We start from the raw sequence: 23,570 nt of genomic DNA on the forward strand, positions 1-23,570 counted from the left end.
TGACCGGCAAGAATCGGTCGCGTGTTCCTGACGATCTCCACCACCGGTTCCCCTGAACGACCCGCCACCGACCTGGGCTTCCTGCTGCACAAGCATCCCGGAAAGGCGCAGGCGTTCTCCACCTCCCACGGCACCGCCCACGTGTTCTACCCCGAGGCCACGGCCGAGCGGTGCACGGCGGCCCTGCTGCTGGAGGTGGATCCCGTCGCACTCGTGCGCAGCGGTCAGGGCAAGGGCCGGGGCGGAGCGCCCGACGCCGCGCTCGCGCAGTACGTCAACGACCGCCCGTACGCGGCCTCCTCACTGCTCGCCGTGGCGCTCAGCGGCGTCTTCCGCACCGCACTCAAGGGGCAGTGCGCCGCCCGCCCCGAGCTGCCGGAGGAGGTCCGCCCGCTGCGGATCGAGATCCCGGCGCTGCCCGCGCGCGGCGGGGCGGCCCTGGTGCACCGGCTGTTCGACCCGCTCGGCTGGGACCTCGTACGGGCCGAACCCGTACCGCTCGACGAGCAGTTCCCCGAGTGGGGCGACTCCCGGTACGTGCGGCTCGTCCTGGAGGGCGGGCTGCGGCTCGCCGACGCGCTGCGTCAGCTCTACGTCCTGCTGCCCGTGCTCGACGACGCCAAGCACTACTGGGTCGCCCCCGACGAGGTCGACAAGCTGTTGCGCGCCGGAGACGGCTGGCTGGCCGCGCACCCGGAGACCGCACTCATCACCTCCCGCTACCTCGCCCGCCACAAGCGGCTGACCCAGGACGCCCTCGACCGCCTGGAGCTGGTCCGGCTGGCCGAGGCCGACGGCAGCGAGGTGGAGGAGCTCGACAACGCGGTCGACGAACGCATCGACACCGAGGAGCGGCCCGTACCGCTCGCGGTGCAGCGCCGCGAGGCGATCCTCGCCGCGCTCCGCGCCGCCGGCGCGGCCCGGGTCCTCGACCTGGGCTGCGGACAGGGCCAGCTGGTGCAGGCCCTGCTCAAGGACGTGGCCTTCACCGAGATCGTCGGTGTCGACGTGTCCGTGCGGGCCCTCACCACGGCTGCCAGGCGGCTGCGGCTGGAGCGGATGGGGGAGCGGCAGAGCAGCCGCGTGCAGCTGTTCCAGGGCTCCCTCGCGTACACCGACAAACGGCTGGCCGGCTACGACGCCGCCGTGCTCAGCGAGGTCATCGAGCACCTGGACCTGCCGCGGCTGCCCGCGCTGGAGTACGCCGTGTTCGCCGCCGCCCGCCCCGGCACGGTGCTCGTCACCACCCCCAACGTGGAATACAACGTCCGCTGGGAGACCCTGCCGGCCGGGCAGGTCCGGCACAACGACCACCGCTTCGAGTGGACCCGGGCGGAGTTCCGCACCTGGGCCGGCGGGGTCGCCGAACGGTACGGGTACACCGTGGAGTTCACCCCCGTCGGGGACGACGACCCTGGGGTGGGGCCGCCGACCCAGATGGCCGTCTTCACCAAGGCCGCCGTCGGCACGACCGCCGCCGGCACCACCGCCAACACCCCGAAGGAGGGCGAGGCAGCATGACCACCACCGACACCAAGCGCGTACTTCCCGTCACCGACCTGTCCCTCGTCGTTCTGATCGGGGCCACCGGATCCGGGAAGTCCACCTTCGCGCGCACGCACTTCAAGGCCACCGAGGTCATCTCCTCCGACTACTGCCGGGGCCTCGTCGCCGACGACGAGAACGACCAGGGCGCCAGCAAGGACGCCTTCGACGTCCTGCACTACATCGCCGGCAAGCGCCTCGCCGCCGGCCGCCTCACCGTCGTCGACGCGACCAGTGTCCAGCAGGAGGCGCGCCGCCAGCTGGTCCAGCTCGCCCGCGCGCACGACGTGCTGCCCATCGCCATCGTCCTCGACATGCCGGAGGAGGTCTGCGCCGAGCGCAACGCCGCCCGCCCCGACCGGGCCGGGCTGCCCCGTGCCGTCATCCAGCGGCACCGCCGCGACCTGCGGCGCTCGCTGCGCGGACTGGAGCGCGAGGGTTTCCGCAAGGTGCACGTGCTGCGCACGCCCGAGGAGGCCGAGACCGCCGAGGTCGTCCTGGAGAAGCGCTACAACGACCTCTCCCACCTCACCGGTCCCTTCGACATCATCGGCGACGTCCACGGCTGTTCCTCCGAGCTGGAGACCCTGCTCGCCAAGCTCGGGTACGAGGACGGCGTCCACCCCGAGGGCCGCACCGCCGTCTTCGTCGGCGACCTCGTCGACCGCGGCCCGGACAGCCCCGGCGTACTGCGCCGGGTGATGGACATGGCCAAGTCCGGCAACGCCCTGTGCGTGCCGGGGAACCACGAGAACAAGCTCGGCCGTTACCTCAAGGGCTCCAAGGTCCAGCAGACCCACGGGCTCGCCGAGACGATCGAGCAGCTGGGGCACGAGCCGGAGGAGTTCGTCCGGGAGGTCCGCACGTTCATCGCGGGGCTCGTCAGCCACTACGTCCTCGACGGCGGCAGGCTGGTCGTCTGCCACGCCGGCCTGCCCGAGAAATACCACGGCCGCACCTCCGGCCGGGTCCGCTCGCACGCCCTGTACGGGGAGACCACGGGCGAGACCGACGAGTTCGGCCTGCCCGTGCGCTACCCGTGGGCCGAGGACTACCGGGGCAAGGCGGTCGTGGTCTACGGCCACACCCCGGTCCCGGACACGTCCTGGATCAACAACACCATCTGCCTGGACACCGGCGCCGTCTTCGGCGGGAAGATGACCGCCCTGCGCTGGCCCGAGCGCGAACTGGTGGACGTACCGGCCGAGAAGGTCTGGTACGAGCCGGTCAAGCCGCTCGCTGACGAGGCGCCGGGGGACTGGGGGTCCCCCCGGACGGATTCCGGGGGAGGGCGGCCGCTCGACCTGGGCGACGTCCACGGGCGCCGGATCGTCGAGACCCGGCACCTGGGCAACGTCAACGTGCGCGAGGAGAACGCGGCGGCCGCCCTGGAGGTCATGAGCCGCTTCGCGGTGGACCCGCGGCTGGTGCCGTACCTGCCGCCCACCATGGCGCCCACGGCCACCTCGAACCAGGACGGCTACCTGGAGCACCCGGCCGAGGCCTTCGCCCAGTACCGCCAGGACGGCATCGCCCAGGTCGTGTGCGAGGAGAAGCACATGGGCTCCCGCGCCACCGTCCTCGTCTGCAAGGACGCCGCCGCGGCCCGCGAGCGCTTCGGCGTCGACGGCCCGACCGGTTCCGTCTACACCCGCACCGGCCGGCCCTTCTTCCACGACCCCGAGGTCACCGAGGAGGTCCTCGCCCGGCTCCGCGGCGCCGTCACCGACGCGGGTCTGTGGGAGGAGCTGGCCACCGACTGGCTGCTGCTCGACGGGGAGCTCCTGCCCTGGTCGTTGAAGTCCACCGGCCTGCTGCGCAACCAGTACGCCGCCGTCGGCGCCGCCTCCCGCGCCGTCTTCCCGGACGCCCTCGCCGCCCTGGCCGCGGCCACCGCGCGGGGCGTCGACACCGGCGCCCTGCTCGCCCGCCAGCGGGACCGGGCGGTCGACGCCGAGCGGTTCACCGACGCCTACCGGCGCTACTGCTGGACCACCGACGGGCTGGAGGGCGTACGGTTCGCGCCGTTCCAGATCCTGGCGGCTGCCGGGCGCTCGCTGGCCGGCGTACCGCACGACGAGCAGCTGTTCTGGCTGGACCGCCTCGTCGAAGCGGATGACCCCGGCAAACCGGGCGGCAGCGGGCTGCTGCGCCGCACGGGCCGGATCCTGGTGGACACCGCAGACGAGGAGTCCGTACGGGCCGGCACCGACTGGTGGCTGGAGCTGACGGCCGCGGGCGGAGAGGGCATGGTCGTCAAGCCGCTCCAGGCGTACGCCCGCGACGGCAAGGGTCGCCTGGTCCAGCCCGGCGTCAAGGTGCGCGGCCGGGAGTACCTGCGGATCATCTACGGTCCGGAGTACACGCGTCCGGAGCAGTTGGAGAAGCTGCGCCACCGGTTCCTGGGCCACAAGCGCTCGCTGGCCCTGCGCGAGTACGCGCTCGGGCTGGAGGCCCTGGACCGGCTGGTGGGCGAGGAACCGCTGTGGCGGGTGCACGAGGCGGTCTTCGCGGTGCTCGCCCTCGAATCGGAGCCGGTCGACCCCCGGCTGTGACACTGCGGGCGGCGGTGCTTCGCACGCAGCCGTAAAGCCGGAGCCCCTGTACGGCCGCTAATTAGGTCGTATGGGGGAACTTTCCCGGGGAACGCCGGGAAAACCACCGGCGGGATCGTTCACCCAGGGCAGCGGAATGTCCGCGACCCTGGAAGGACGGAACGTCACTTATGAAGATGACCGCGCGCGGAAGCATTGCGGCACTCATGACCTGTATGGCCGCGGCCGGCGCGACCGCCCCGGCCGTGGCCGCCTCGGTGCCGGTGGGTGTCCCCCTGGACGCCGTGAAGACCACCCTGGGCGTGGACACCCCGCGCGTGGCCACCGCGGTGCCGGTGCCGGTCGTCGGCGCTCCGGAGGCCCCCCGCCGGCACACGGGCGATCTGCTGCCCGCCCCGCTCGTCCCGGCGATGCCGGTCACCACCGAGCTCGGCAGCACCCTGGTCGGCGCGCCCGTGCCGAACCTGCTCGGCGATCCGGAGACGGACGGCGAGGGCTCGCTGGAGTCGCCGGCCACCGACCTGCACACCCGCACGCCCGGTGCGGTCGTCGGCGCCCCGCTGACGATGCCGAACGGCGCCAACTACGGGATCCCGGACCTGGCCGCGCCCAAGCTGGGACTGAGCGCACCGGAGCTGGTCGGGACCCCGTCGGCGCTTCTCGGCCTGCACTGATCCCGCCGGGGCCGCCCGGTTCGCGGGGGCCGCGGGCTGCGCCGGGTCTCCTGAGCGAACGCCACGTCAAAAAGCCGTCCGGTCTGCGAACGTGTACGCCATGGGATTCCATGTCGACTCCGAGACCGGGCGGCTTCGCCGCGTCATCCTCCACCGGCCCGACCTGGAGCTGAAGCGGCTCACACCGAGCAACAAGGACGGTCTGCTCTTCGACGACGTGCTGTGGGTGCGCCGGGCCCGCCAGGAGCACGACGGATTCGCGGACGTACTGCGTGACCGAGGCGTGGAGGTGCACCTCTTCGGCGACCTGCTGTGCCAGGCCCTGGACATCCCCGAGGCCAGACACCTCGTACTGGACCGGGTGTTCGACGAGAAGGAGTACGGGCCGCTCGCCACCGACCACCTGCGCGCGGTCTTCGAGGGTCTGCCGTCGACCGGGCTGGCCGAGGCACTGGTCGGCGGGATGACCAAGCGCGAGTACCTGGAGCGGCACCCCGAGCCGATCTCGGTCCGCTTCCACGCCATGGAGCTGGACGACTTCCTGCTGGGGCCGCTGCCCAACCACCTGTTCACCCGGGACACCTCCGCCTGGATCTACGACGGGGTGTCCATCAATGCCATGCGCTGGCCGGCCCGGCAGCGCGAGACCGTGCACTTCGAGGCGATCTACAAGCACCACCCGGTCTTCACCTCCTCGGGGGCCTTCCACTACTGGTCGCAGGGGCAGTCGGACTACCCGTCGACCATCGAGGGCGGGGACGTGCTCGTGATCGGCAACGGCGCCGTGCTGATCGGGATGAGCGAGCGGACCACGCCGCAGGCGGTGGAGATGCTCGCGCGGGGACTCTTCGCGGCCGGGTCGGCGACCGCCATCGTGGCGCTGGACATGCCCAAGCGGCGGGCCCTCATGCACCTGGACACCGTGATGACGATGGTGGACGGAGATACGTTTACTCAGTACGCGGGCCTCGGCATGCTGCGCTCCTACACGATCGAGCCGGGCGCGGGCGCTCAGGAGCTGAAGGTGACCGACCACCCGCCGGAGCACATGCACCGGGCGATCGCGGCGGCGCTCGGGCTGGACTCGATCCGGGTGCTGACCGCCACGCAGGACGTGCACGCCGCGGAGCGCGAGCAGTGGGACGACGGCTGCAACGTGCTGGCCGTCGAGCCGGGGGTGGTGGTGGCGTACGAGCGGAACGTGACGACCAACACGCACCTGCGCAAGGAGGGCATCGAGGTCATCGAGATCCCGGGCAGCGAGCTGGGGCGGGGCCGGGGCGGGCCGCGGTGCATGAGCTGTCCGGTGGAGCGGGACCCCGTCTGACCCGCCCGACAGGGGGCTGGGCTGTATATCAATGCGGAGCGTCGTATAGACTTCCAGCATCCCCTGTCAGTGCGACCCCGGAGTGTCCCCATGGCCACCGACCTCGTCGGCCGCAGTTTCCTCAAGGAGCTCGACTTTTCCGCCGCCGAGTTCCGCGGCCTGATCGAGCTCGCTGCCGAACTCAAGGCCGAAAAGAAGGCGGGGGCCGAGCAGCGCCGCCTCCAGGGCAGGCACATCGCGCTGATCTTCGAGAAGACCTCGACGCGCACCCGCTGCGCGTTCGAGGTCGCCGCCGCCGACCAGGGCGCCCGCACCACCTACCTCGACCCTGCGGGCTCCCAGATGGGCCACAAGGAGTCGGTCAAGGACACGGCGCGGGTGCTCGGCCGGATGTTCGACGGCATCGAGTACCGCGGCGACAGCCAGGAGGCCGTCGAGGCGCTCGCGGCCCACTCCGGCGTGCCGGTGTTCAACGGCCTCACCGACGACTGGCACCCCACCCAGATGCTCGCCGACGTGCTCACCATGACCGAGCACTGCACCAAGCCGCTGGACCGGATCGTCTTCGCCTACCTCGGTGACGCCCGTTTCAACATGGGCAACTCGTACCTGGTGACCGGCGCCCTGCTCGGCATGGACATGCGCATCGTCGCGCCGAAGGCCTACTGGCCGGCCGAGTCCGTGGTGGCGAAGGCGCGCGAGCTCGCGGCCGTCAGCGGGGCCCGGATCACGCTGACGGAGGAGGTCGCCGAGGGTGTGGCCCAGGCGGACTTCGTCGCCACCGATGTGTGGGTCTCCATGGGCGAGCCCAAGGCGGTCTGGGACGAGCGGATCGCCGCCCTGGCCCCTTACGCCGTCACGATGGACGTGCTGCGCGCGACCGGCAACCCGGACGTGAAGTTCCTGCACTGCCTGCCCGCCTTCCACGACCTGGGCACCGAGGTCGGCCGGGAGATCCACGAGCGGCACGGGCTGGACTCGCTGGAGGTGACGGACGAGGTGTTCGAGTCCGCGCACTCCGTCGTCTTCGACGAGGCCGAGAACCGGCTGCACACCATCAAGGCCGTACTCGTGGCGACCCTTGCCCCGACGGCTGCGGGCTAGTACCGCATAGTCATGCGCGGCGCGCCGCGCCGCGCCACCACGGCGCACCGGGCCGCCTTCCCGCCGCCGGCCGGGGTCCGCCCTCGCCGCGCGGTCACCTGTGTGTCGCGTTTCTGTGACGGCAGTCACGATGCAGTGATACCGTCGACGGTGTGAGCCCCTTCATCGGTTCCACAGCAGCGACCGGACAGTGGCGCCACCTGCGGGTGACCCGGCAGGACGGCGTGGCCACCGTCACCCTCGACCGCCCCGAGAAACTCAACGCCCTCACCTTCGGGGCCTACGCCGACCTGCGCGACCTGCTCGCCGAACTCTCCCGGGAGCGGTCCGTGCGCGCCCTCGTGCTCGGCGGCGAGGGGCGCGGGTTCTGCTCCGGCGGGGACGTCGACGAGATCATCGGCGCCACCCTCGCCATGGACACGGCCCAGCTCCTCGACTTCAACCGGATGACCGGCCAGGTGGTGCGGGCCATCCGGGAATGCCCGTTCCCGGTGATCGCCGCCGTGCACGGGGTCGCCGCCGGCGCCGGAGCCGTCCTCGCCCTCGCCGCCGACTTCCGGATCGCCGACCCCACCGCCCGCTTCGCGTTCCTCTTCACCCGCGTCGGCCTCTCCGGCGGGGACATGGGCGCCGCGTACCTGCTGCCCCGGGTCGTCGGCCTCGGCCACGCCACCCGCCTGCTGATGCTCGGAGAGCCCGTACGCGCGCCGGAGGCCGAGCGCATCGGCCTGCTCAGCGAGGTCACCGAGGAGGGCAAGGCCGGGGCACGGGCCGCCGAACTCGCCGCGCGCCTCGCCGCCGGCCCGGCCCTCGCCTACGCGCAGACCAAGGCGCTGCTGACCGCCGAACTCGACATGCCGCTGGCCGCGTCGGTCGAGCTCGACGCCAACACCCAGGCCCTGCTGATGAACGGCCGGGACTACGCCGAGTTCCACGCCGCCTTCACCGCGAAGCGGCCCCCGGAGTGGAAGGGCAGGTAGCGCCATGTCCGCGGGCACCATGCCGGTCGACAGCCCCCGGCGCCCCCTGCGGGTCGCCGTCGTCGGAGGCGGGCCGGGGGGCCTGTACGCCGCCGCCCTGCTGGCCCGCCAGGGCCACGCCGTCGAGGTCTGGGAACGGGGCGCCCCCGAGGACACCTTCGGTTTCGGCGTGGTGCTCTCCGACGAGACCCTCGGCGGCATCGAGCGGGCCGACACCACGGTCTACGCCGCCCTCGGCGCGGAGTTCGTGCGCTGGGACGACATCGACATCGTGCACCGGGGGCGGCTGCTCACCTCCGGCGGCCACGGCTTCGCCGCCCTCGGACGGCGCAGGCTGCTGGAGATCCTCCACGAGCGCTGCGCCGCACTCGCAGTGTCGCTCCGCTTCCGCGCCGAGGCGCCGCCCACCGCGGTGCTGGCGGCCTCGTACGACCTGGTGGTCGCGGCCGACGGAGTGCACAGCACGACCCGGCAGAGCGGGGCCGCGCACTTCGGCCCGACGCTGACGAGCGGGCGCTGCCGGTACATCTGGCTCGCCGCCGACTTCGCCTTCGACGCCTTCCGCTTCGAGATCGCGGAGACCGAGCACGGCGTCATGCAGCTGCACGCCTACCCGTACTCCGCCGACGCCTCCACCGTCATCGTGGAGATGCGCGAGGAGGTGTGGCGGGCGGCCGGCCTCGACCTGTGCGACGAGGCCGAATCGGCCGCCCGCTGCGCCAAGATCTTCGGCGAGGCCCTCAGCGGCCGGCCGCTGCGTTCGAACCGCTCGGCGTGGACGCAGTTCCGCACGGTCGTCAACGAGCGCTGGTCGCACGGCAACGTGGTCCTGCTCGGTGACGCGGCGCACACCGCGCACTTCTCCATCGGCTCCGGCACCAAGCTGGCCGTGGAGGACGCGCTCGCGCTCGCCGAATCCGTGGCCGCGCAGCCGGACGTGCCCTCCGCCCTGGCCGCGTACGAGGCCGCACGGCGGCCGGCGGTGGCCTCGACCCAGCGGGCCGCCGCAGCCAGCATGCGGTGGTTCGAGGAGATCGCCGGGTACGTGGACCAGCCCGCCCGGCAGTTCGCCTTCAACCTGCTCACCCGAAGCCGCCGGGTGACCCACGACAACCTGCGGCTGCGCGACGAGCGCTTCACCCGCGCCGTCGAGCGGGACTTCGGCTGCCCGGACGAGAACACCCCGCCGATGTTCACGCCGCTGAAGCTGCGCGGGCTGACCCTGCGCAACCGGGTCGTGGTCTCCCCGATGGACATGTACTCGGCGCGGGACGGCGACGGCATGCCCGGGGACTTCCACCTGGTGCACCTGGGTGCGCGGGCGCTCGGCGGAGCCGCCCTGGTCATGACGGAGATGGTCTGCGTGTCCGCCGAGGGCCGCATCACCCCCGGCTGCACCGGCCTGTACACGGCGGAGCAGGCGGCTGCCTGGACCCGGATCGCGGACTTCGTCCACACCGGCGCACCCGGCACCGCACTCGGCGTCCAGCTCGGCCACTCGGGTCCCAAGGGCTCGACGCGGCTGATGTGGGAGGGCATGGACGACCCCCTCCCGGAGGACAACTGGCCGGTCGTGGCCGCCTCGGAACTGCCCTACCGGCCGGGCGTCTCCGCCGTCCCGCGCGCGCTGACGGCGCAGGACCTCGCTTCGATCCGCTCCGATTTCGCGGCCGCCGCGGTACGGGCCGCCGGCTGCGGCTTCGACCTGCTCGAACTGCACTGCGCCCACGGCTATCTGCTGTCCGGGTTCCTGTCCCCGCTCACCAACCACCGCAGCGACGCCTACGGAGGCCCGCTGGAGAACCGGCTCCGGTTCCCGCTGGAGGTCTTCGACGCGGTCCGCGCCGTCTGGCCCGACGACCGCCCCATGACCGTCCGCATCTCGGCCACCGACTGGGCCCCCGGCGGCACCTCCGCCCAGGACGCGGTGGACATCGCGGCCGCCTTCGCCGCCCACGGCGCCGACGCCATCGACGTGTCGACCGGCCAGGTGGTGGCGGACGAGACCCCCGAGTACGGGCGCTCGTACCAGACCCCGTACGCGGACCGGATCCGCAGCGCCCTGGGCGTCCCGGTCATCGCGGTCGGGGCCATCTCCTCCTGGGACGACGTGAACTCCCTGCTGCTGGCGGGCCGCGCCGACCTCTGCGCGGTGGGCCGCCCCCACCTGTACGACCCGCACTGGACCCTGCACGCTGCCGCCGACCAGTCGTACACGGGCCCCGCCGCGCCCTGGCCGGCGCCCTACCGGGCGGGCAGTCGCAAACCGCCGACCGGGCGCGGCTGAGAGCGGATCACCCGGCTCGTCGGGCTCCCCGGGGTGCTCATACGGCGGCCACCTCGACGCGGTCCTCGACCGGGGTGTAGCCCAGGCGCCGGTAGATGCCGTTGCTGGTCGGGTTGGCCAGGTCCGTGAAGAGCAGCACCTCCGAGGCGCCGGCCGCGTACGCCGCTTCGCTCACCGCGTGGGTGACCCCGGCCGCGTACCCGCGGCCGCGGAGCTCCGGCGGCGTGTACACCGGGCCGACGCGGGAGACCGATCCGATGGGGCGGAAGAACCCGGCCATCGACACCGGCGTCCCGGCGTCCTCCCAGAGCAGCATGCCCCCGTACCCGAGCCGGTCGCGCAGGGAGGCCTCGGAGGGGCCGCCCGGCTCCCCGGTCTCCCGCCCGAAGGCGCCGGCCCAGTCCATCAGCAGCGGGAGGTCGTCCTCGGCCGCGGTCCGGGCCCGCCCGGCCGGGGCGGGATCCGGGGGGACCAGTTCGGCGAGCCGGTACAGGCGGTATTCCTCGGTGACCTCGCTCGGCCTGGCCCAGGCCGCGGCCAGCGCCTGCGCGTCGCGGCGGCGGGCGTTCAGCGCGTCGATCCCGGCGAGCAGCGGCTCGGTGGCCAGTGCGGCCCCCAGCGCGTGCACGGCTTCGTCCGGCAGCGCCCCGATCAGGAGCGGGTACGGCGGGGTGCACAGCAGGGCGCCGCCGACGCTCCCGTCGGCGGCGGTCCACCAGCCGAAGACGGGCTCGGCGGATCCGTAGGCGTCCGGGCCGCGCCGCTCCAGCGCATCGGTCACCGTCAGCAGAGAGGTGTTGGCGACGGGCTCGCCGGCCACGGCCGGGCGCGCCGCAGCAAGATAGGCCGCCAGGTCATGGGTGAAGGTCCACGTCATGGCTCATGATGGTCCCGGACCGTTTCCCCGCGCACACCGGTTTCTACGAGGGCAGCCAGGCCGGCCACCACGGCGGCACGTTGTCGGGCCCGCACAGCCCCGATTCCCCGCGGTACCCGTCCAGCGTGCCCTGCGTGGCGAAGTACCAGACGACGATGACTGCCAGGACCAGCAGCACGGCCGCCACCCCCACCACCGGGTTCACGCGCCGGGCGAGCAGCCAGACCAGCACGGCGAGCACCGCACACCCCGGGACCAGCCCGATCATCTCGAAGGTCAGCTCGAACTTGCCGCCCGCCTCCCAGCCCGCGTCACAGTAGGCGCGGGCGTTGGCGGCCAGGGCGTGCGCGAGGTAGCCGGCGAAGGCGCCGGCCAGCGCCGCGACCACCACGCCCTGCCGGCGAGCCCGGTTCCCCGCCATGGCGGGCGGCGGCCCGAAGCCGGGCGGCGGGGAGCCGGGCGGCGGGGAGCCGGCCGGCGGCTGGACGCGCGGCGGGTGCGGGGGTTGGGGCGGTGTCTCCGGCGGAAGACCGTTCGTCGTCACACCCCGACGTGACGTACCCCCGCCGCCTACGGTTCCAGGAACTCCGCCCCGATGTCCCGCAGCCGGGAGTGCAGTTCGGCGAAGACCGCCGCCGCCCGGTCGCCCGGCCAGTCCGCGGGCAGCAGCTCCCGCGGCAGGCCGGGGTCGGCGTACGGGAGGCGCCGCCAGCTGTCCAGGGCGAGGAGGTAGCCGCGGTATGCCTCCTCCGCGGTGGGGGCCGGGCCGGACTGGAGGGCGCGCAGCACCGGCTCGTGCAGGTCGAGGAACTCCTCGTGCTGTTTGGCCAGCGAGGTCAGGTCCCACCACCGGGCCACCGCCTCGGCGGTCGCGGTGAAGCCGAGGTGGCCGCCGCGGAACAGCTCCACGTACGCCGTCAGGTGCAGCCGGTCCAGGGTGTGCCCGGTCTCCTCGTACAGGTGGGCCGGGGCGATCCACACCCCCGGGGCCACCGCGCCGAACCCGAGCCGGGCCAGCCGCGAGCGCAGCAGGTGCCGCTTGTGCCGCTCCTGCTCGGGAACGGAGAACACCGCCAGCAGCCACTCCCCGGACGGCTCGGGGGCCCCGTAGATCCGCCGGTCGCCGTCGTCCAGCAGCTGCCGCGCCTCCACGGAGAGCTCGTACCCCGCCGAGCCGTCCGCGGCGCACGCGGGCAGCAGGAAGGCGCGCCGCTTCAGCCGGGACACCGACGAGCGGACCGACGGGGCGTCCACGCCGGCCGCGCCCAGCAGGCGGACCAGCGCGGACACCGGGACGGGGCCGTCGAAGGCCCGCCCGTAGGCTCCGTAGAACGTGACGATCAGGGATCGCGGGGTGTGCTGCTCGACCACGGGTTCACTCTAGATCGCGCAGCCGGAACCGCTGCAGTTTCCCGGTCGCCGTCCGGGGGAGCGCCGGGAGGAAGACGAACGCGCGGGGGCACTTGTGCGGGGCCAGCTCGGCCTGCATGAACGCGCGCAGGGCCTCCTCCGTCAGTGCCGCGCCGGCCCGCACCACGGTGTACGCCACCACGATCTGCCCGCGTCGCTCGTCCGGGCGGCCCACCACCGCGGCCTCCACCACGTCCGGGTGGCGCATCAGGGCTTCCTCCACCTCGGGGCCCGCGATGTTGTAGCCCGCCGAGACGATCATGTCGTCGGCGCGGGCGACGTACCGGAAGTACCCCTCCGGATCGCGGACGTAGGTGTCCCCGGTCAGGTTCCAGCCGTCCCGCACGTACTCCTCCTGCCGCGGATCCGCCAGGTACCGGCAGCCCACCGGGCCCCGTACGGCCAGCAGCCCCGGCTCGTTGTCGGCGACCGGGCGGCCCGAGCCGTCCACCACCCGGGCCTGCCAGCCCGGCACCACGCGGCCGGTCGTACCCGGGCGGATGTCCTCGTCGGCCGCGGAGATGAAGATGTGCAGCAGCTCGGTGGCACCGATGCCGTTGATGATCCGCAGTCCGGTGCGCTCGTACCATGCCTGCCAGGTGGCGGCCGGGAGGTTCTCGCCCGCCGAGACACAGCGGCGCAGCGCCGACAGGTCGTACGTGCCGACGTCGTGCGGGCCCAGCTCGTCCAGCATCGCCCGGTATGCGGTGGGCGCGGTGAACAGCACCGTGACCCGGTGTTCGGCGAGGGCGGGCAGAAGCCGGCGCGGGACCGCCTGGTCGAGCAGCAGCGCGCAGGCCCCGGCGCGCAGCGGGAAGACGACCAGCCCGCCGAGGCCGAACGTGAAGCCGAGCGGCGGACTGCCCGCGAAGACGTCGTCGGGGCGGGGGCGCAGGACGTTGCGGGAGAAGGTGTCGGCGACGGAGAGCAGATCGCGGTGGAAGTGCATGCAGCCCTTGGGGCGGCCGGTCGTCCCCGAGGTGAACGCGATCAGGGCCACGTCGTCGGCGGAGGTCTCGACGGCGGCGAAGGGCGCCCGGTGCCGTTCGGCCAGCCGGAGCAGGTCGTCGGGCGCCTCGCCGCCGTACGGGGTGATCCGCAGGCCGGGCACCTCGGCCTTCGCCAGGTCGTCCAGCACCGCCACATGGCACAGCGCGTGCTGAACCCGGGCCATCGCGCAGACCGTGGCCAGCTCCTGTGCCCGCTGCTGGGCCAGGACGGTCACCGCCACCGCGCCCGCCTTCAACACCGCCAGCCAGCAGGCGGCGAGCCAGGGACCGGTGGGGCCGCGCAGGAGCACCCGGTTCCCGGGGACGACGCCGAGGTCGGCCGTGAGCACGTGGGCGAGGCGGTCCACGCGCTCGCGCAGCTCGCCGTACGACCACACCTCGCCGGCCCCGCTGAGGAAGGCCGGGCGGTCGGGTCCGAACCGGGCGATGGTGGCGTCGAGCAGCTCGGCAGCGCAGTTGAGCCGGTCGGGGTAGGCCAGTTCGGGGAGCTCGAAGAGGAGCCGCGGCCAGGCGTGCGGCGGCGGCAGGTGGTCGCGCGCGAAGGTGTCGGCGTGGGCGGAAGGCTTGAGCTCCAAGGCGGGTTCGCCCCCTTGCAACGGCAGCGGCCCCGGTCGGGGGCCGAAGTGGCGGAGCAGGCCGTGCACTTGCCCCACGAGCGTATCGTGATGGTGACGGCAGTCAATAGGACGCGATAGAAGCGGGGATGTTCGGATGACCGGATTCGCGCTCGGGGCGGAACAAGAGGAGTGGTGCGGGCACCTGCGCGTGCTGGCGGGCGAGCGGCTGCGGCCGCTCGCCGAGAAGGGGGAGCCGGGCCGGGTCAACCGCCCGCTCCTCGCCGCCCTGGGCGAGCTGGGCCTGCTGGAGCGGGTCTTCACCTCCGGGGCGCTGGAGCTGTGCCTGCTCCGCGAATCCCTCGCGTACGGGTGCACCGAGGCGGAGACGGCCCTCGCCCTCCAGGGTCTGGGGGCGCATCCGGTGCTCCGCTCGGGCACCCCGGAGCAGCAGGCGCGCTGGCTGCCGCAGGTGAGGGCCGGGCGGGCGGTGGCGGCCTTCGCGCTGAGCGAGCCGGGGGCGGGCTCGGACGCGGCGGCCCTGGCGCTGGAGGCCGAGCGGGACGCGGAGGGCTGGCGGCTCCGCGGCGAGAAGTGCTGGATCTCCAACGCCCCCGAGGCGGACTTCTACACGGTGTTCGCCCGGACGGGCGAGGGGCCGGCCGCCAAGGGCGTCACCGCCTTCCTGGTCCCGGCCGGCCGGCCCGGCCTGTCGGGCGAGCCCCTGGAGATGCTCTCCCCGCATCCGATCGGCCGCCTGGTCTTCGACGGGGTCCCGGTCGGCCCGCAGGACCTGCTCGGTGAGCCCGGCGGGGGCTTTCGGGTGGCGATGGACACCCTGAACCGGTTCCGGCCCAGCGTGGGCGCCTTCGCGGTCGGCATGGCCCGGGCCGCACTGGACGCCACCCTGGCGTACACGGCGGCGCGGCGCGCGTTCGGCGGGGTGCTGGGCGATCTCCAGTCGGTGGGCCACCGGGTGGCCGAGATGGCCACCCGTACCGAGGCCGCCCGGCTCCTGGTCTATGCGGCGGCGGGCGCGTATGACGCCGGCTCGCCGGACGTCCCGCGCCGGTCGGCGATGGCGAAGCTGCTTGCGACGGAGACGGCCCAGTACGTGGTGGACCACGCGGTCCAGCTGCACGGCGCCGTCGCCCTCCAGCGAGGCCACCTGCTGGAGCACCTGTACCGGGAGGTCCGGGCCCCGCGGATCTACGAGGGCGCCAGCGAGGTCCAGCGCACGATCATCGCGAAGGAGCTCTACCGGTGAGTCTCGATCGGATCAACCCGGCGGAGCTCTCCCCGCCGACGGGCTTCTCCCACGCCGTGGCCGCGAGCGGCTCCCGGCTGGTCTTCCTGGCCGGCCAGACCGCGCTCGACCCCTCCGGTGAGGTGGTGGGGGACACCCTGCCCGAGCAGTTCGAGCGCGCCCTGGCCAACCTCCTGACGGCCCTTGCCGCGTCCGGCGGCAGCCCGGCGGAGCTGGCCCGGGTGACGGTCTACACGGTCGACGTGGACGCGTACCGCACGCATGCACCCGAACTCGGCCGTATCTGGCGGCGGTTGGCGGGACGCGACTATCCCGCCATGGCGGTCATCGGTGTCGTCCGCCTCTGGGACGACACGGCCATGGTCGAACTGGACGGTATCGCCGTACTCCGGCCGCCGGACCGCTGACCAGGTGGCTTTGACAGCGGGCCAGAGAAGGGTGAGGGTGGAAATGACCCTTTCGTCGAGAATGTAACCGATGCTCGGAGGTGCATGGTTATGCGCCGTAGGATGATTGCGGCGGTTGTGGCAGGAGCCGCCGGTGCCACGCTCGGCCTGATGCCTGTAGGCGGGGCCTTCGCAGCGGGGCTCCCCCAGACCCAGCAGCACACCAGGTGGTGGTGCTCCGACCACTGGCGTGACGGCAACTGGCGGGCAGATGACTGGCGCGACTGCTGCGACCCCTCCCGCTGGCGCGACTGGAACGACTGGCCCAGCTGGTGCTGGGACGTCGACCACTGGTTCAACGGCCGCCACGGCAAGGTCTACTGGAACGACAACTGGAACAACTTCCGTTGGAACGACGGTCGCTTCGACCACGGCAACCGGAACGACAACAACTGGAACGGTGGCCACGACAACGGCCGGAACGACAACGGCCGGAACGACAACGGATCCGGTAACCGCGGTCACGACGACGGCGGCGGTGGCGGCGGTGGCGGTCACGACGACGGCGGCGGTGGCGGTTACGGCGGCGGCGGCGGTGGCGGCGACGGCGGTGGCGGTCACGACGGCGGTGGTGGCGGCGACGGCGGCGGCGGTGGCGGTTACGGCGGCGGTGGCGGCGGCGACGGCGGCGGCGGTGGGAGCGGCGGCGGTGGCGGCGACGGCGGCGGCGGCGGTGGGAACGGCGGCGGCGGCGGGGGCGGCGGCCACTAGCGACGTGCCTGGGTAGAGGTTCCGGTTCCACTTGATGTGCTGTCCACGGGACGGCGTCGCGACGCCGCCCCGTCCTGTTTTCCCGGGCCCGGTCAGGGTTTGATCGCACCCATCGGGGAGCATTCCTGCTCCTTCTGGCTGGGAATCGCCCCGCAGATCGTGATGGTCTCCCAGGTGTCCTCCGGGGTGACGGCCAGCATCCGCGTGTACGTGTCGTGTTCCATCCGGATCGTGGCCTCGTCGGACGAGCTGCGCTTGTCCTTGATCATGACCGTGTCCCCGATGTTGCCGTTCTCGACACGTCCCCACACCGCCTGGCAGGCCTCGCTGTAGCGCAGTTGGATGCTCATGCCGCGCAGGAAGGTCTGGCGCACCGTGATCGCGTCCCACTGGCAGTCCTCCGCCTGTGGCTCACGGCGCATGCAGGTGTCGCTCTTGCAGCCGACCTTGACCGGTCCGCTCGGGCGGGTCTGCGCAGTCGCGGTGGCGGGCGAGCCCTTCGCCCCGGCGGCGGCCTGGGAGGTACCCGCGCCGGCCGGTTCGATGAGGAAGACAGTCAGCAGACTGCCCAGCAGGGCGCCCGCCAGGATGCCGGCGGCCGTGCGCAGGATCCCCGGCCAGGTGAACCGCCGTACCGGAGTGGAGTCTTCCGCCGCCGGTGCGGTCTGCGCCGCCACCGGAGCGCTGGAGGGGACGGGCTCCGGCCCGGGGCGCTCCGGGGTCCGGGCCGCCGGCTCCTCTGCAGGCGACTCGTCGCGTACGACGGCCAGTTCGAGGAGGGCGAGCAGCGGCGCGGGATCCTCCCCTGCGGCGGCGGCGAACTCCTCGACCGCGATGCGCGTCGGAACCTGCTTGCCGTTCAGGAACCGCTCCCAGGAGGAGCGGCTGTAATGCGTTTTGTCCGCAAGGCGGTTGTAGCTCAGCTGCGATGCGTCCTTGATCCGGCGCATCTCCGCGAAGAGGTCGCCTCTCGGACCGTCGCCTCTCGGGGCGTCACCGCCGCCGGCCACCCCTGATCCACCTGCCATCAGGTGAGTCCCCCTGTCTCGTACTCATACCCACGTCCCCCGGACGTCGGCCGCGGGGAACAGTATGAGCCACGAAGTGGCGTGCGCATGACTATGACCCCGGCGAGTCGAACTCCCCGGGGTCACGGTCATGACAGGGCTCTCGGAGCACCTGCCGGCACGGAGGTCAGGCGAGCAGCCTGCTCCAGGTCCGCGCGTCCACGACGCCGTCCTGTGGCAGCGAGCGCGAGCTCTGGAACGCCGCCACCTTGGCCGCGGTACCGGCTCCGAACACCCCGTCCGCCGTCGTCGGGAAGCCGAGCCCCGACAGCCGGCTCTGCGCCGCCTTCACCGCCTCCCCGGCCGCGCCCTGCGCCACCGGCGCGCACAGCTGGTTCCAGGTCTGGTTTCCGGCCACCCCGTCGACGCCGGCCTCGATCTGCTTCTGGAACGCGCGCACCGCGCCGTCGGTCGCCGGCCCGAACGAGCCGTCCGGCGTGATCGCCGCCCCGCGCTGGACCAGCAGGCACTGCAGGACGCGTACGCGCTCGCCCACATCGCCCATGCGCACCATCGGCCAGACCGGAGCCGACGGGTCGCCGCCGATCCGGGCCGCCACGTCCGCGCGCAGCTGCGGCAGCAGGGCGTAGAGGCGGTCGCCGGGGCACTCGGTGTTGTGGAAGTCCCGGTGCCCGTAGATCTGGTACGGCCGGATCCCGTACTGCCGGCAGATGCGGACGCAGAGGCCGACCAGTGCCGCGTACTGCTCGGCGCGGGGCTCCTCGGTGATGTACGTGCCCTCGTTCTCGATGCCGATGGCCACCGTGTTCTGGCCGGGGCAGTGCGCGCCCTCGACGATCTGCGTACCACTGTCCAGCGCGGCAAGGCTCTGGTGCCGGCCCTCGGTGACGAACGCGCCCCGGCTGATCGTGAAGTGCTGCCCGGTGTCGATCCAGTGCTCGGTGTCCATCTGGTACGTCTGCATCGCGCGGGCCAGTGCGAAGGCGGCGCCCTGCCCGTAGTCGGTCACGTTGGCGGTGTCCGTGTGGTGCACGATGATCTTCTGTGGCCGGGCCGTGAGCACCTTCACGGGGCTCTTCGGCGCCCGAGCGCCCCAGGCCTCGCAGCCGGAGATCAGCGGACCGTCGGCGGCCCACGCCCGTCCGGCCGTCGTCCCCAGCGTGGTCAGTGCAGCCCCCAGGGACAGCGCGCCGGCCAGAAGGGTGCGTCGGCGGAGCATCTGTTGTGCCGTCGGCGTGGTCATGTGCGTCCGTTCCGTCGAGAAGTTGCAGGTGAACGCTAGGAATTGAGTGGCGCCGGGACAAGCTGACAGGCCGTCCCGACGTCCCGTGCCGTCCCACGGGACTCGTGGGACGGCACGGGACGGCCGTCGGCGGCGGATCAGCACATCGCGCGGAGGGTCTGCTCCGGCGCATCGGCGTAGTGCCGGGCGTCGGCGATCTCCGGGGTGAAGGACCGGGCCGAGGGGTTTCGGCGGGGAGTCGCTCCCGACCAGGTCCATGACGATGCCGTGGACCGCCTCGGGCGAGCCGCAGACGGCCTGGCCCTTGAAGGCTTCCTCGGGGTTGGAGGACGACACCTTGACCCCTGGGCGCGCGTCCCTGGCCGCCCCGCCGCCGTCCCGGACGAGGGACGGGACGCCGCTCTCCCGGGACGGCGCGGCCAGGGGATTCGGCCGCTCACGGTCGTCCCGCCCGTCTCCGGGACGTCCCGGAGACGGGCGGGACACCGGGACGCGGCCGGAAACAGCCTAGTGTTCCGGCTGTCCGGCGGGGCCCCTGCCGAGCTGACCGTCCGCGGGACGGGCATCCATCCCCACGGGGGTGGGGTGGATGCTCAGCCCGCCAGGAGGGTCCCCATCCACTCCTCGATGCCCGCCACCGTGCGGGGCAGGGCACCCGACATCAGCCGGGCGCCCGTCGCCGTGATGACCAGGTCGTCCTCGATGCGGACGCCGATGCCGCGCAGCTCGGCCGGCAGGGTCTCGTCGTCCGGCTGGAGGTACAGGCCCGGTTCGACCGTCAGGACCTGCCCCTCCTCCAGGACCCCGTCCAGGTAGGTCTCCGCGCGCGCCTTCGCGCAGTCGTGGACGTCCAGCCCCAGCATGTGGCCGCTGCTGCACAGCGTGTACCGCCGGTGCAGGTCGCCCTGCGCGTCCTTCAGGACGCCCCACTCCGCCAGGCCCTCCGCGATCACCCGCATCCCGGCCCGGTGGAAGTCCCGGAAGCTCGCACCCGGACGCAGCGCCGCCATGCCCGCGTCCTGCGCCGCCAGCACCAGTTCGTACACTTGCCGCTGGACGGGGGAGAAGCGCCCCGACAGCGGGAGGGTGCGCGTGATGTCCGCCGTGTAGAGGCTGTCGGTCTCCACGCCCGCGTCCAGCAGCAGCAGTTCGTCCCGGTCGAGCCGGCCGTCGTTGCGGATCCAGTGCAGGACGCACGCGTGCGCGCCCGACGCCGCGATCGTCTCGTACCCCGTGCCGTTCCCCTCCGCCCGTGCGCGCAGGCCGAAGACCCCCTCGATCCACCGCTCGCCGCGCGGGTGCGCCAGGGCGCGCGGCAGCGCCCGTACGACGTCCTCGAAACCGGCGGCCGTGTGGTCGACGGCCAGCTGGAGCTGCGCCACCTCCCAGGCGTCCTTCACCAGGCGCAATTCCGAGAGCGCGGTGCCCAGTTCGGCGTCGGACGCCGCATTGCGGCCCGTCGGGGAGCCGAGGGCGTCGAGGTGCGCGCAGCGCAGGCCGGTCAGGCGCTGCGCCTCCGCCAGGTCGGGACGGCGGCCGACCCAGAACTCCCCGTAGCGGCGGTCCCGGTAGAACTCCTCGCTGCCGTCCGCGCGCGAGGACCGGGGGCGCAGGTACAGCACGGCCTCGTGGCCGTGCGGTCCCGAGGGCTCCAGCACCAGGACGTGGCCCACCTGGTCCTCGCCCGTCAGCCCGGTCAGCCAGGCGTACGCGCTGTGCGGGCGGAATCGGTGGTCGCAGTCGTTGGAGCGGACCTTGAGCTCGCCGGCCGGGATGATCAGCCGCTCGCCCGGGAAGCGCGCCGAGAGCCGGGCGCGCCGGGCCGGGGTGACCTCGTACGCGGAGACCCGCGCGGCGTCGGGGAGGGGGGACGCCGCCCAGTCGGCGGCCATGAAGCGGGACAATTCCGCCGATACCGGCAGATCGTGGCTGCCGATGTTGAGGCGGGAGGGGGTGTCGGCCATGGGGGCTCCCTCAAGAAGATGCGAACTGGTGGGCGCACAGGTCTTGTCAGTGCAATTTCACATTACTATGTTACAGCTCACACCGCGGCACGTTAATCCCCGTCAAACGCCGTGTGACGCAGGGCAGTTCACGCACCACTTCCCCCACCTCCCTTCCTCATCAGGAGTTCTTGGTGTCTCAGCACAGAGCTGTGCGTACGTCCCTCCTCTCCGCCGCCGTCGCGGTGACGCTGCTGGCCTCCGCCGGCCAGGCCGTCTCCCAGACCGCCGGCCGGACCCCCGTGGCCGCCCCCGCCGCCGTGCCCGGCACCTTCGCCTCCGGTGCGCCCGGTGCGAACCCGTTCGACGAGGTCGACCACCTCGCCGCGCCCAAGCAGGCCGCGCCGGCGACGGCCCAGGCCCCGGGCGGGCTGGCCGCCGACGGCCGTGTCCCCGGGCCCGCCACGGCCGCCGCCGCTCCCGCCGAGCGCACCGAGAAGAGCCGGAAGCTGGCCGCCGCCCAGGCCGCGCCCACCGCGCGGAGCGTCGCCGCGGGCGTTCCCTGCACCCTCGACGGGATCAAGGGCCTCAGCCCCGAGCAGTTCGCCGACTTCCTGGCCGACCCGGCCGTCACCGCCGACGGCTGTCTGCGCGGGCTGATCTGGACCTGGGACGCACGCCTCGCGCCCGTCATGTCCGATGCCCACGTCCAGGCCGTGTCCCGCCGGATATCCGGCCTGGCCGCCACCCACGACGGCAGTAACTCCTCGCACCTGGAGGAGATGTTCACCTACCTGCACGCGGCCGTCTACCACGACTTCTCGCGCCCCGAGATCGACCTGACCGACGCCCCGACCGTCGACGCCATGCGCCGGGCCATCGCCGACTTCGGCGACGCCGCGCACACCTTCGACGCCACCGCCTCCAACGCCCGTACCCTGCGCGAGGCCCTCTACGCCACCGGTCCCGGCCTGCGCCAGCACCAGCTCGGCCTCGTCAAGAAGGTCCTGGCCACCCTGGACGCGTCGCACACCGCGACCAACCGCGACGCCGCCTGGGGCGGCGCCGTCCTCGCCGCCCTCACCGTCAACTACCTGGGCGTGTACCCGGGCAACCAGGACAGCGCCTTCCACGCGGCCGCGGCGGCCGACCCCGGGTACCGGGCCGCCTTCAAGGCCTTCGCCGGATACACCCACCTCAAGGGCACCGCCAACGACTGGGCCGCCCGCGACGCGCTCGGCGAGTACGGCCGGTTCGGCCAGATCGACGGCCTCCAGGGGCAGATCGTCGCCGACCTCGGCGGCCTCCTGGACCCGGTCAAGGCCGGGTGGGGCAACGGCAGCGAGCAGTGGGCGAAGCTCGTCTCATGGCTGAACACCTACGAGGCGTGCAAGCCGTACGGGGTGTGCAAGGAGGACATCGAGAAGATGCTCTTCCCGAACACCTACACCTACGACAACGGCGGCATCAAGGTCCGCACGGCACTCGACCGGGCCACCGTCGACCAGCTCTACTACGCGAGCAAGCAGGTCAAGACCCAGTTCCACCGGGTCCTCGGGACCGACCAGCCCCTGGCCGGCGACCCCAACACCACGCTGAACATCGTGCTGTACGCCTCTCGCGCCGACTACGTCACCTACCAGACGATGCTCAACGGCTACGGCACCAACAACGGCGGCATGTACATCGAGAACGGCGCCACCTTCTACACGTACCAGCGGCGCGTCCCGCAGGACTCCTCCCTCACCCTCGAAGAGCTCTTCCGCCACGAGTACACGCACTACCTCAACGGCCGTTTCGCCGTCCCCGGGTTCTTCGGCGAGGGCCCCTGGTACGAGGGCGACCGCACCACCGCCATGGACGAGGGCACCGCCGAGTTCTTCGACGGCGCCACCCGCGACAACGGCATCGCCGTCCGCAAGTCCCTGGTCAAGGGCATCATCAACGACACGGCCGGCGGCGGCCCGCGGATGTCGGTCGAGCAGCTGCTGAACGCCACGTACGACGGCGACGGCTTCCGCTTCTACAACTACGCGGGCACCTTCTTCGAGTTCCTGTGGACCGAGAAGCCCTCGCTGCTGCGCGAGATGTACACCCACCTGCGCAACAACGACGTCGCGGCGTACGACTCCTGGCGCCACCGGATGGGCGCGGACACCTACCTCCAGCGCGACTACGACCGCTTCCTGGACGCGCAGATCGCCAAGGTCGACCAGCTCTACGTTCCGAACACGAGCTTCACGGCCAACGACCGGCTGCGCGACTCCGCGCTCGCGAACGTGAAGTCCTCCTTCGCGACGGCCACGTACAACACCCCGGACTGCGTGGAGAACGGGGACCCGGGCAAGCGCCGGTTCACCTGCACCGGCCGGATCACCGCGAACCTGAAGAACTGGCGCAGCGACGACCAGAACTTCAAGGACATGTCGGAGACGGTGGACTACTTCATCCTCGACCGGGCGGGCGCGGCCTCCAACAACCTGGCCGACATGAACTGCTCCTTCGGCCCCGTGGAGATCTGGACCAACCACGTGGCGGGGACGTCGAGCTACAGCTGTGAGGGTCCGCTGCGCAGCTGATCCCGCGGGCGGGCGGGCCCCTTCCGCAAC

18 protein-coding genes are annotated in these 23,570 nt (G+C 72.7%); 11 read left to right on the forward strand and 7 right to left on the reverse strand.

From position 1 onward, the window contains the following. Nucleotides 1–21 precede the first annotated feature (21 nt). From ABTY04_RS29585 to ABTY04_RS29615, 7 genes are all read left to right on the forward strand, one after another. Entirely contained in the window at nt 22–1,521 is a 1,500-nt protein-coding gene (locus tag ABTY04_RS29585) for a 3' terminal RNA ribose 2'-O-methyltransferase Hen1 (RefSeq protein WP_352216468.1), read from the forward strand. Then, nucleotides 1,518–4,100, forward strand: coding sequence for a polynucleotide kinase-phosphatase (locus ABTY04_RS29590; RefSeq protein WP_352216469.1), 2,583 nt, complete (start codon nt 1,518–1,520; stop codon nt 4,098–4,100). Before ABTY04_RS29585 ends, ABTY04_RS29590 begins: the two co-directional genes overlap by 4 nt. 176 nt (nt 4,101–4,276) lie before the next feature. Continuing rightward, nucleotides 4,277–4,774, forward strand: a complete 498-nt coding sequence (locus tag ABTY04_RS29595) for a hypothetical protein (RefSeq protein ID WP_352216470.1) — start codon at nt 4,277–4,279, stop codon at nt 4,772–4,774. Between the two features lie 100 nt (nt 4,775–4,874). Further along, nucleotides 4,875–6,101, forward strand: coding sequence for an arginine deiminase (locus tag ABTY04_RS29600; protein WP_352216471.1), 1,227 nt, complete (start codon nt 4,875–4,877; stop codon nt 6,099–6,101). 90 nt (nt 6,102–6,191) lie between these two features. Next, nucleotides 6,192–7,205, forward strand: coding sequence for an ornithine carbamoyltransferase (gene argF, locus ABTY04_RS29605; RefSeq protein WP_352216472.1), 1,014 nt, complete (start codon nt 6,192–6,194; stop codon nt 7,203–7,205). A 152-nt stretch (nt 7,206–7,357) separates the two neighbouring features. Then, entirely contained in the window at nt 7,358–8,185 is an 828-nt protein-coding gene (locus ABTY04_RS29610; RefSeq protein ID WP_352216473.1) for an enoyl-CoA hydratase family protein, read from the forward strand. Between the two features lie 4 nt (nt 8,186–8,189). Further along, the gene (locus tag ABTY04_RS29615) at nt 8,190–10,472 is read left to right on the forward strand and encodes a bifunctional salicylyl-CoA 5-hydroxylase/oxidoreductase (RefSeq protein WP_352216474.1); all 2,283 of its coding nucleotides are present in this window, start codon (nt 8,190–8,192) and stop codon (nt 10,470–10,472) included. Between the two features lie 37 nt (nt 10,473–10,509). Here ABTY04_RS29615 and ABTY04_RS29620 read toward each other — a convergent pair whose 3' ends face one another. From ABTY04_RS29620 to ABTY04_RS29635, 4 genes are read right to left on the reverse strand one after another with little or no spacing between them, the layout of a single operon-like run. Further along, nucleotides 10,510–11,349 carry a GNAT family N-acetyltransferase gene (locus tag ABTY04_RS29620; protein ID WP_352216475.1) on the reverse strand — a complete coding sequence of 280 codons (840 nt, stop codon included), beginning with the start codon at nt 11,347–11,349 and terminating at the stop codon, nt 10,510–10,512. Between the two features lie 43 nt (nt 11,350–11,392). Further along, the gene (locus tag ABTY04_RS29625; RefSeq protein WP_352216476.1) at nt 11,393–11,893 is read right to left on the reverse strand and encodes a hypothetical protein; all 501 of its coding nucleotides are present in this window, start codon (nt 11,891–11,893) and stop codon (nt 11,393–11,395) included. Nucleotides 11,894–11,919: 26 nt separating this feature from the next. After that, the gene (locus ABTY04_RS29630) at nt 11,920–12,720 is read right to left on the reverse strand and encodes a PaaX family transcriptional regulator (protein ID WP_352216477.1); all 801 of its coding nucleotides are present in this window, start codon (nt 12,718–12,720) and stop codon (nt 11,920–11,922) included. A 4-nt stretch (nt 12,721–12,724) separates the two neighbouring features. After that, on the reverse strand, nt 12,725–14,344 hold the full coding sequence (locus ABTY04_RS29635) for an AMP-binding protein (RefSeq protein ID WP_352216503.1): 1,620 nt from the start codon (nt 14,342–14,344) through the stop codon (nt 12,725–12,727). Between the two features lie 136 nt (nt 14,345–14,480). Between ABTY04_RS29635 and ABTY04_RS29640 the strand changes: the two genes are divergently transcribed. From ABTY04_RS29640 to ABTY04_RS29650, 3 genes are all read left to right on the forward strand, one after another. Then, on the forward strand, nt 14,481–15,590 hold the full coding sequence (locus ABTY04_RS29640; RefSeq protein WP_352216478.1) for an acyl-CoA dehydrogenase family protein: 1,110 nt from the start codon (nt 14,481–14,483) through the stop codon (nt 15,588–15,590). Continuing rightward, on the forward strand, nt 15,587–15,997 hold the full coding sequence (locus tag ABTY04_RS29645; RefSeq protein WP_352216479.1) for a RidA family protein: 411 nt from the start codon (nt 15,587–15,589) through the stop codon (nt 15,995–15,997). The genes ABTY04_RS29640 and ABTY04_RS29645 overlap by 4 nt, the downstream gene beginning before the upstream one ends. Before the next feature lie 150 nt (nt 15,998–16,147). Continuing rightward, nucleotides 16,148–16,747 carry a hypothetical protein gene (locus ABTY04_RS29650; RefSeq protein ID WP_352216480.1) on the forward strand — a complete coding sequence of 200 codons (600 nt, stop codon included), beginning with the start codon at nt 16,148–16,150 and terminating at the stop codon, nt 16,745–16,747. A gap of 92 nt (nt 16,748–16,839) precedes the next feature. Here ABTY04_RS29650 and ABTY04_RS29655 read toward each other — a convergent pair whose 3' ends face one another. The 3 genes from ABTY04_RS29655 to ABTY04_RS29665 all read right to left on the reverse strand — a co-directional run bounded on the left by ABTY04_RS29655 (nt 16,840) and on the right by ABTY04_RS29665 (nt 20,982). Then, on the reverse strand, nt 16,840–17,775 hold the full coding sequence (locus ABTY04_RS29655) for a DUF2690 domain-containing protein (RefSeq protein WP_352216481.1): 936 nt from the start codon (nt 17,773–17,775) through the stop codon (nt 16,840–16,842). Nucleotides 17,776–17,941: 166 nt separating this feature from the next. Then, nucleotides 17,942–19,018, reverse strand: coding sequence for a peptidoglycan recognition protein family protein (locus ABTY04_RS29660; RefSeq protein ID WP_352216482.1), 1,077 nt, complete (start codon nt 19,016–19,018; stop codon nt 17,942–17,944). Nucleotides 19,019–19,611: 593 nt separating this feature from the next. Then, nucleotides 19,612–20,982: an aminopeptidase P family protein gene (locus ABTY04_RS29665; protein ID WP_352216483.1), complete on the reverse strand. Its 1,371-nt coding sequence runs from the start codon at nt 20,980–20,982 to the stop codon at nt 19,612–19,614. 173 nt (nt 20,983–21,155) lie between these two features. Between ABTY04_RS29665 and ABTY04_RS29670 the strand changes: the two genes are divergently transcribed. Continuing rightward, a complete protein-coding gene (locus ABTY04_RS29670; RefSeq protein WP_352216484.1) occupies nt 21,156–23,540 on the forward strand; it encodes a collagenase in 2,385 nt (794 codons plus the stop codon). Nucleotides 23,541–23,570 lie beyond the last annotated feature (30 nt).

The organism is Streptomyces sp. NPDC097981, assembly GCF_040302565.1.
GTDB lineage: Bacteria > Actinomycetota > Actinomycetes > Streptomycetales > Streptomycetaceae > Streptomyces.

Excerpts from the sequence above, each read along its gene's own strand:
- ABTY04_RS29655 (WP_352216481.1), bottom strand. The coding sequence starts at position 17,775 with ATGGCAGGTGGATCAGGGGTGGCCGGCGGCGGTGACGCCCCGAGAGGC.
- ABTY04_RS29620 (WP_352216475.1), bottom strand. The coding sequence starts at position 11,349 with ATGACGTGGACCTTCACCCATGACCTGGCGGCCTATCTTGCTGCGGCG.
- ABTY04_RS29615 (WP_352216474.1), top strand. The coding sequence starts at position 8,190 with ATGTCCGCGGGCACCATGCCGGTCGACAGCCCCCGGCGCCCCCTGCGG.
- ABTY04_RS29590 (WP_352216469.1), top strand. The coding sequence starts at position 1,518 with ATGACCACCACCGACACCAAGCGCGTACTTCCCGTCACCGACCTGTCC.
- ABTY04_RS29640 (WP_352216478.1), top strand. The coding sequence starts at position 14,481 with ATGACCGGATTCGCGCTCGGGGCGGAACAAGAGGAGTGGTGCGGGCAC.
- ABTY04_RS29595 (WP_352216470.1), top strand. The coding sequence starts at position 4,277 with ATGACCGCGCGCGGAAGCATTGCGGCACTCATGACCTGTATGGCCGCG.
- ABTY04_RS29660 (WP_352216482.1), bottom strand. The coding sequence starts at position 19,018 with ATGACCACGCCGACGGCACAACAGATGCTCCGCCGACGCACCCTTCTG.
- ABTY04_RS29650 (WP_352216480.1), top strand. The coding sequence starts at position 16,148 with ATGCCTGTAGGCGGGGCCTTCGCAGCGGGGCTCCCCCAGACCCAGCAG.
- ABTY04_RS29665 (WP_352216483.1), bottom strand. The coding sequence starts at position 20,982 with ATGGCCGACACCCCCTCCCGCCTCAACATCGGCAGCCACGATCTGCCG.
- argF (WP_352216472.1), top strand. The coding sequence starts at position 6,192 with ATGGCCACCGACCTCGTCGGCCGCAGTTTCCTCAAGGAGCTCGACTTT.
- ABTY04_RS29600 (WP_352216471.1), top strand. The coding sequence starts at position 4,875 with ATGGGATTCCATGTCGACTCCGAGACCGGGCGGCTTCGCCGCGTCATC.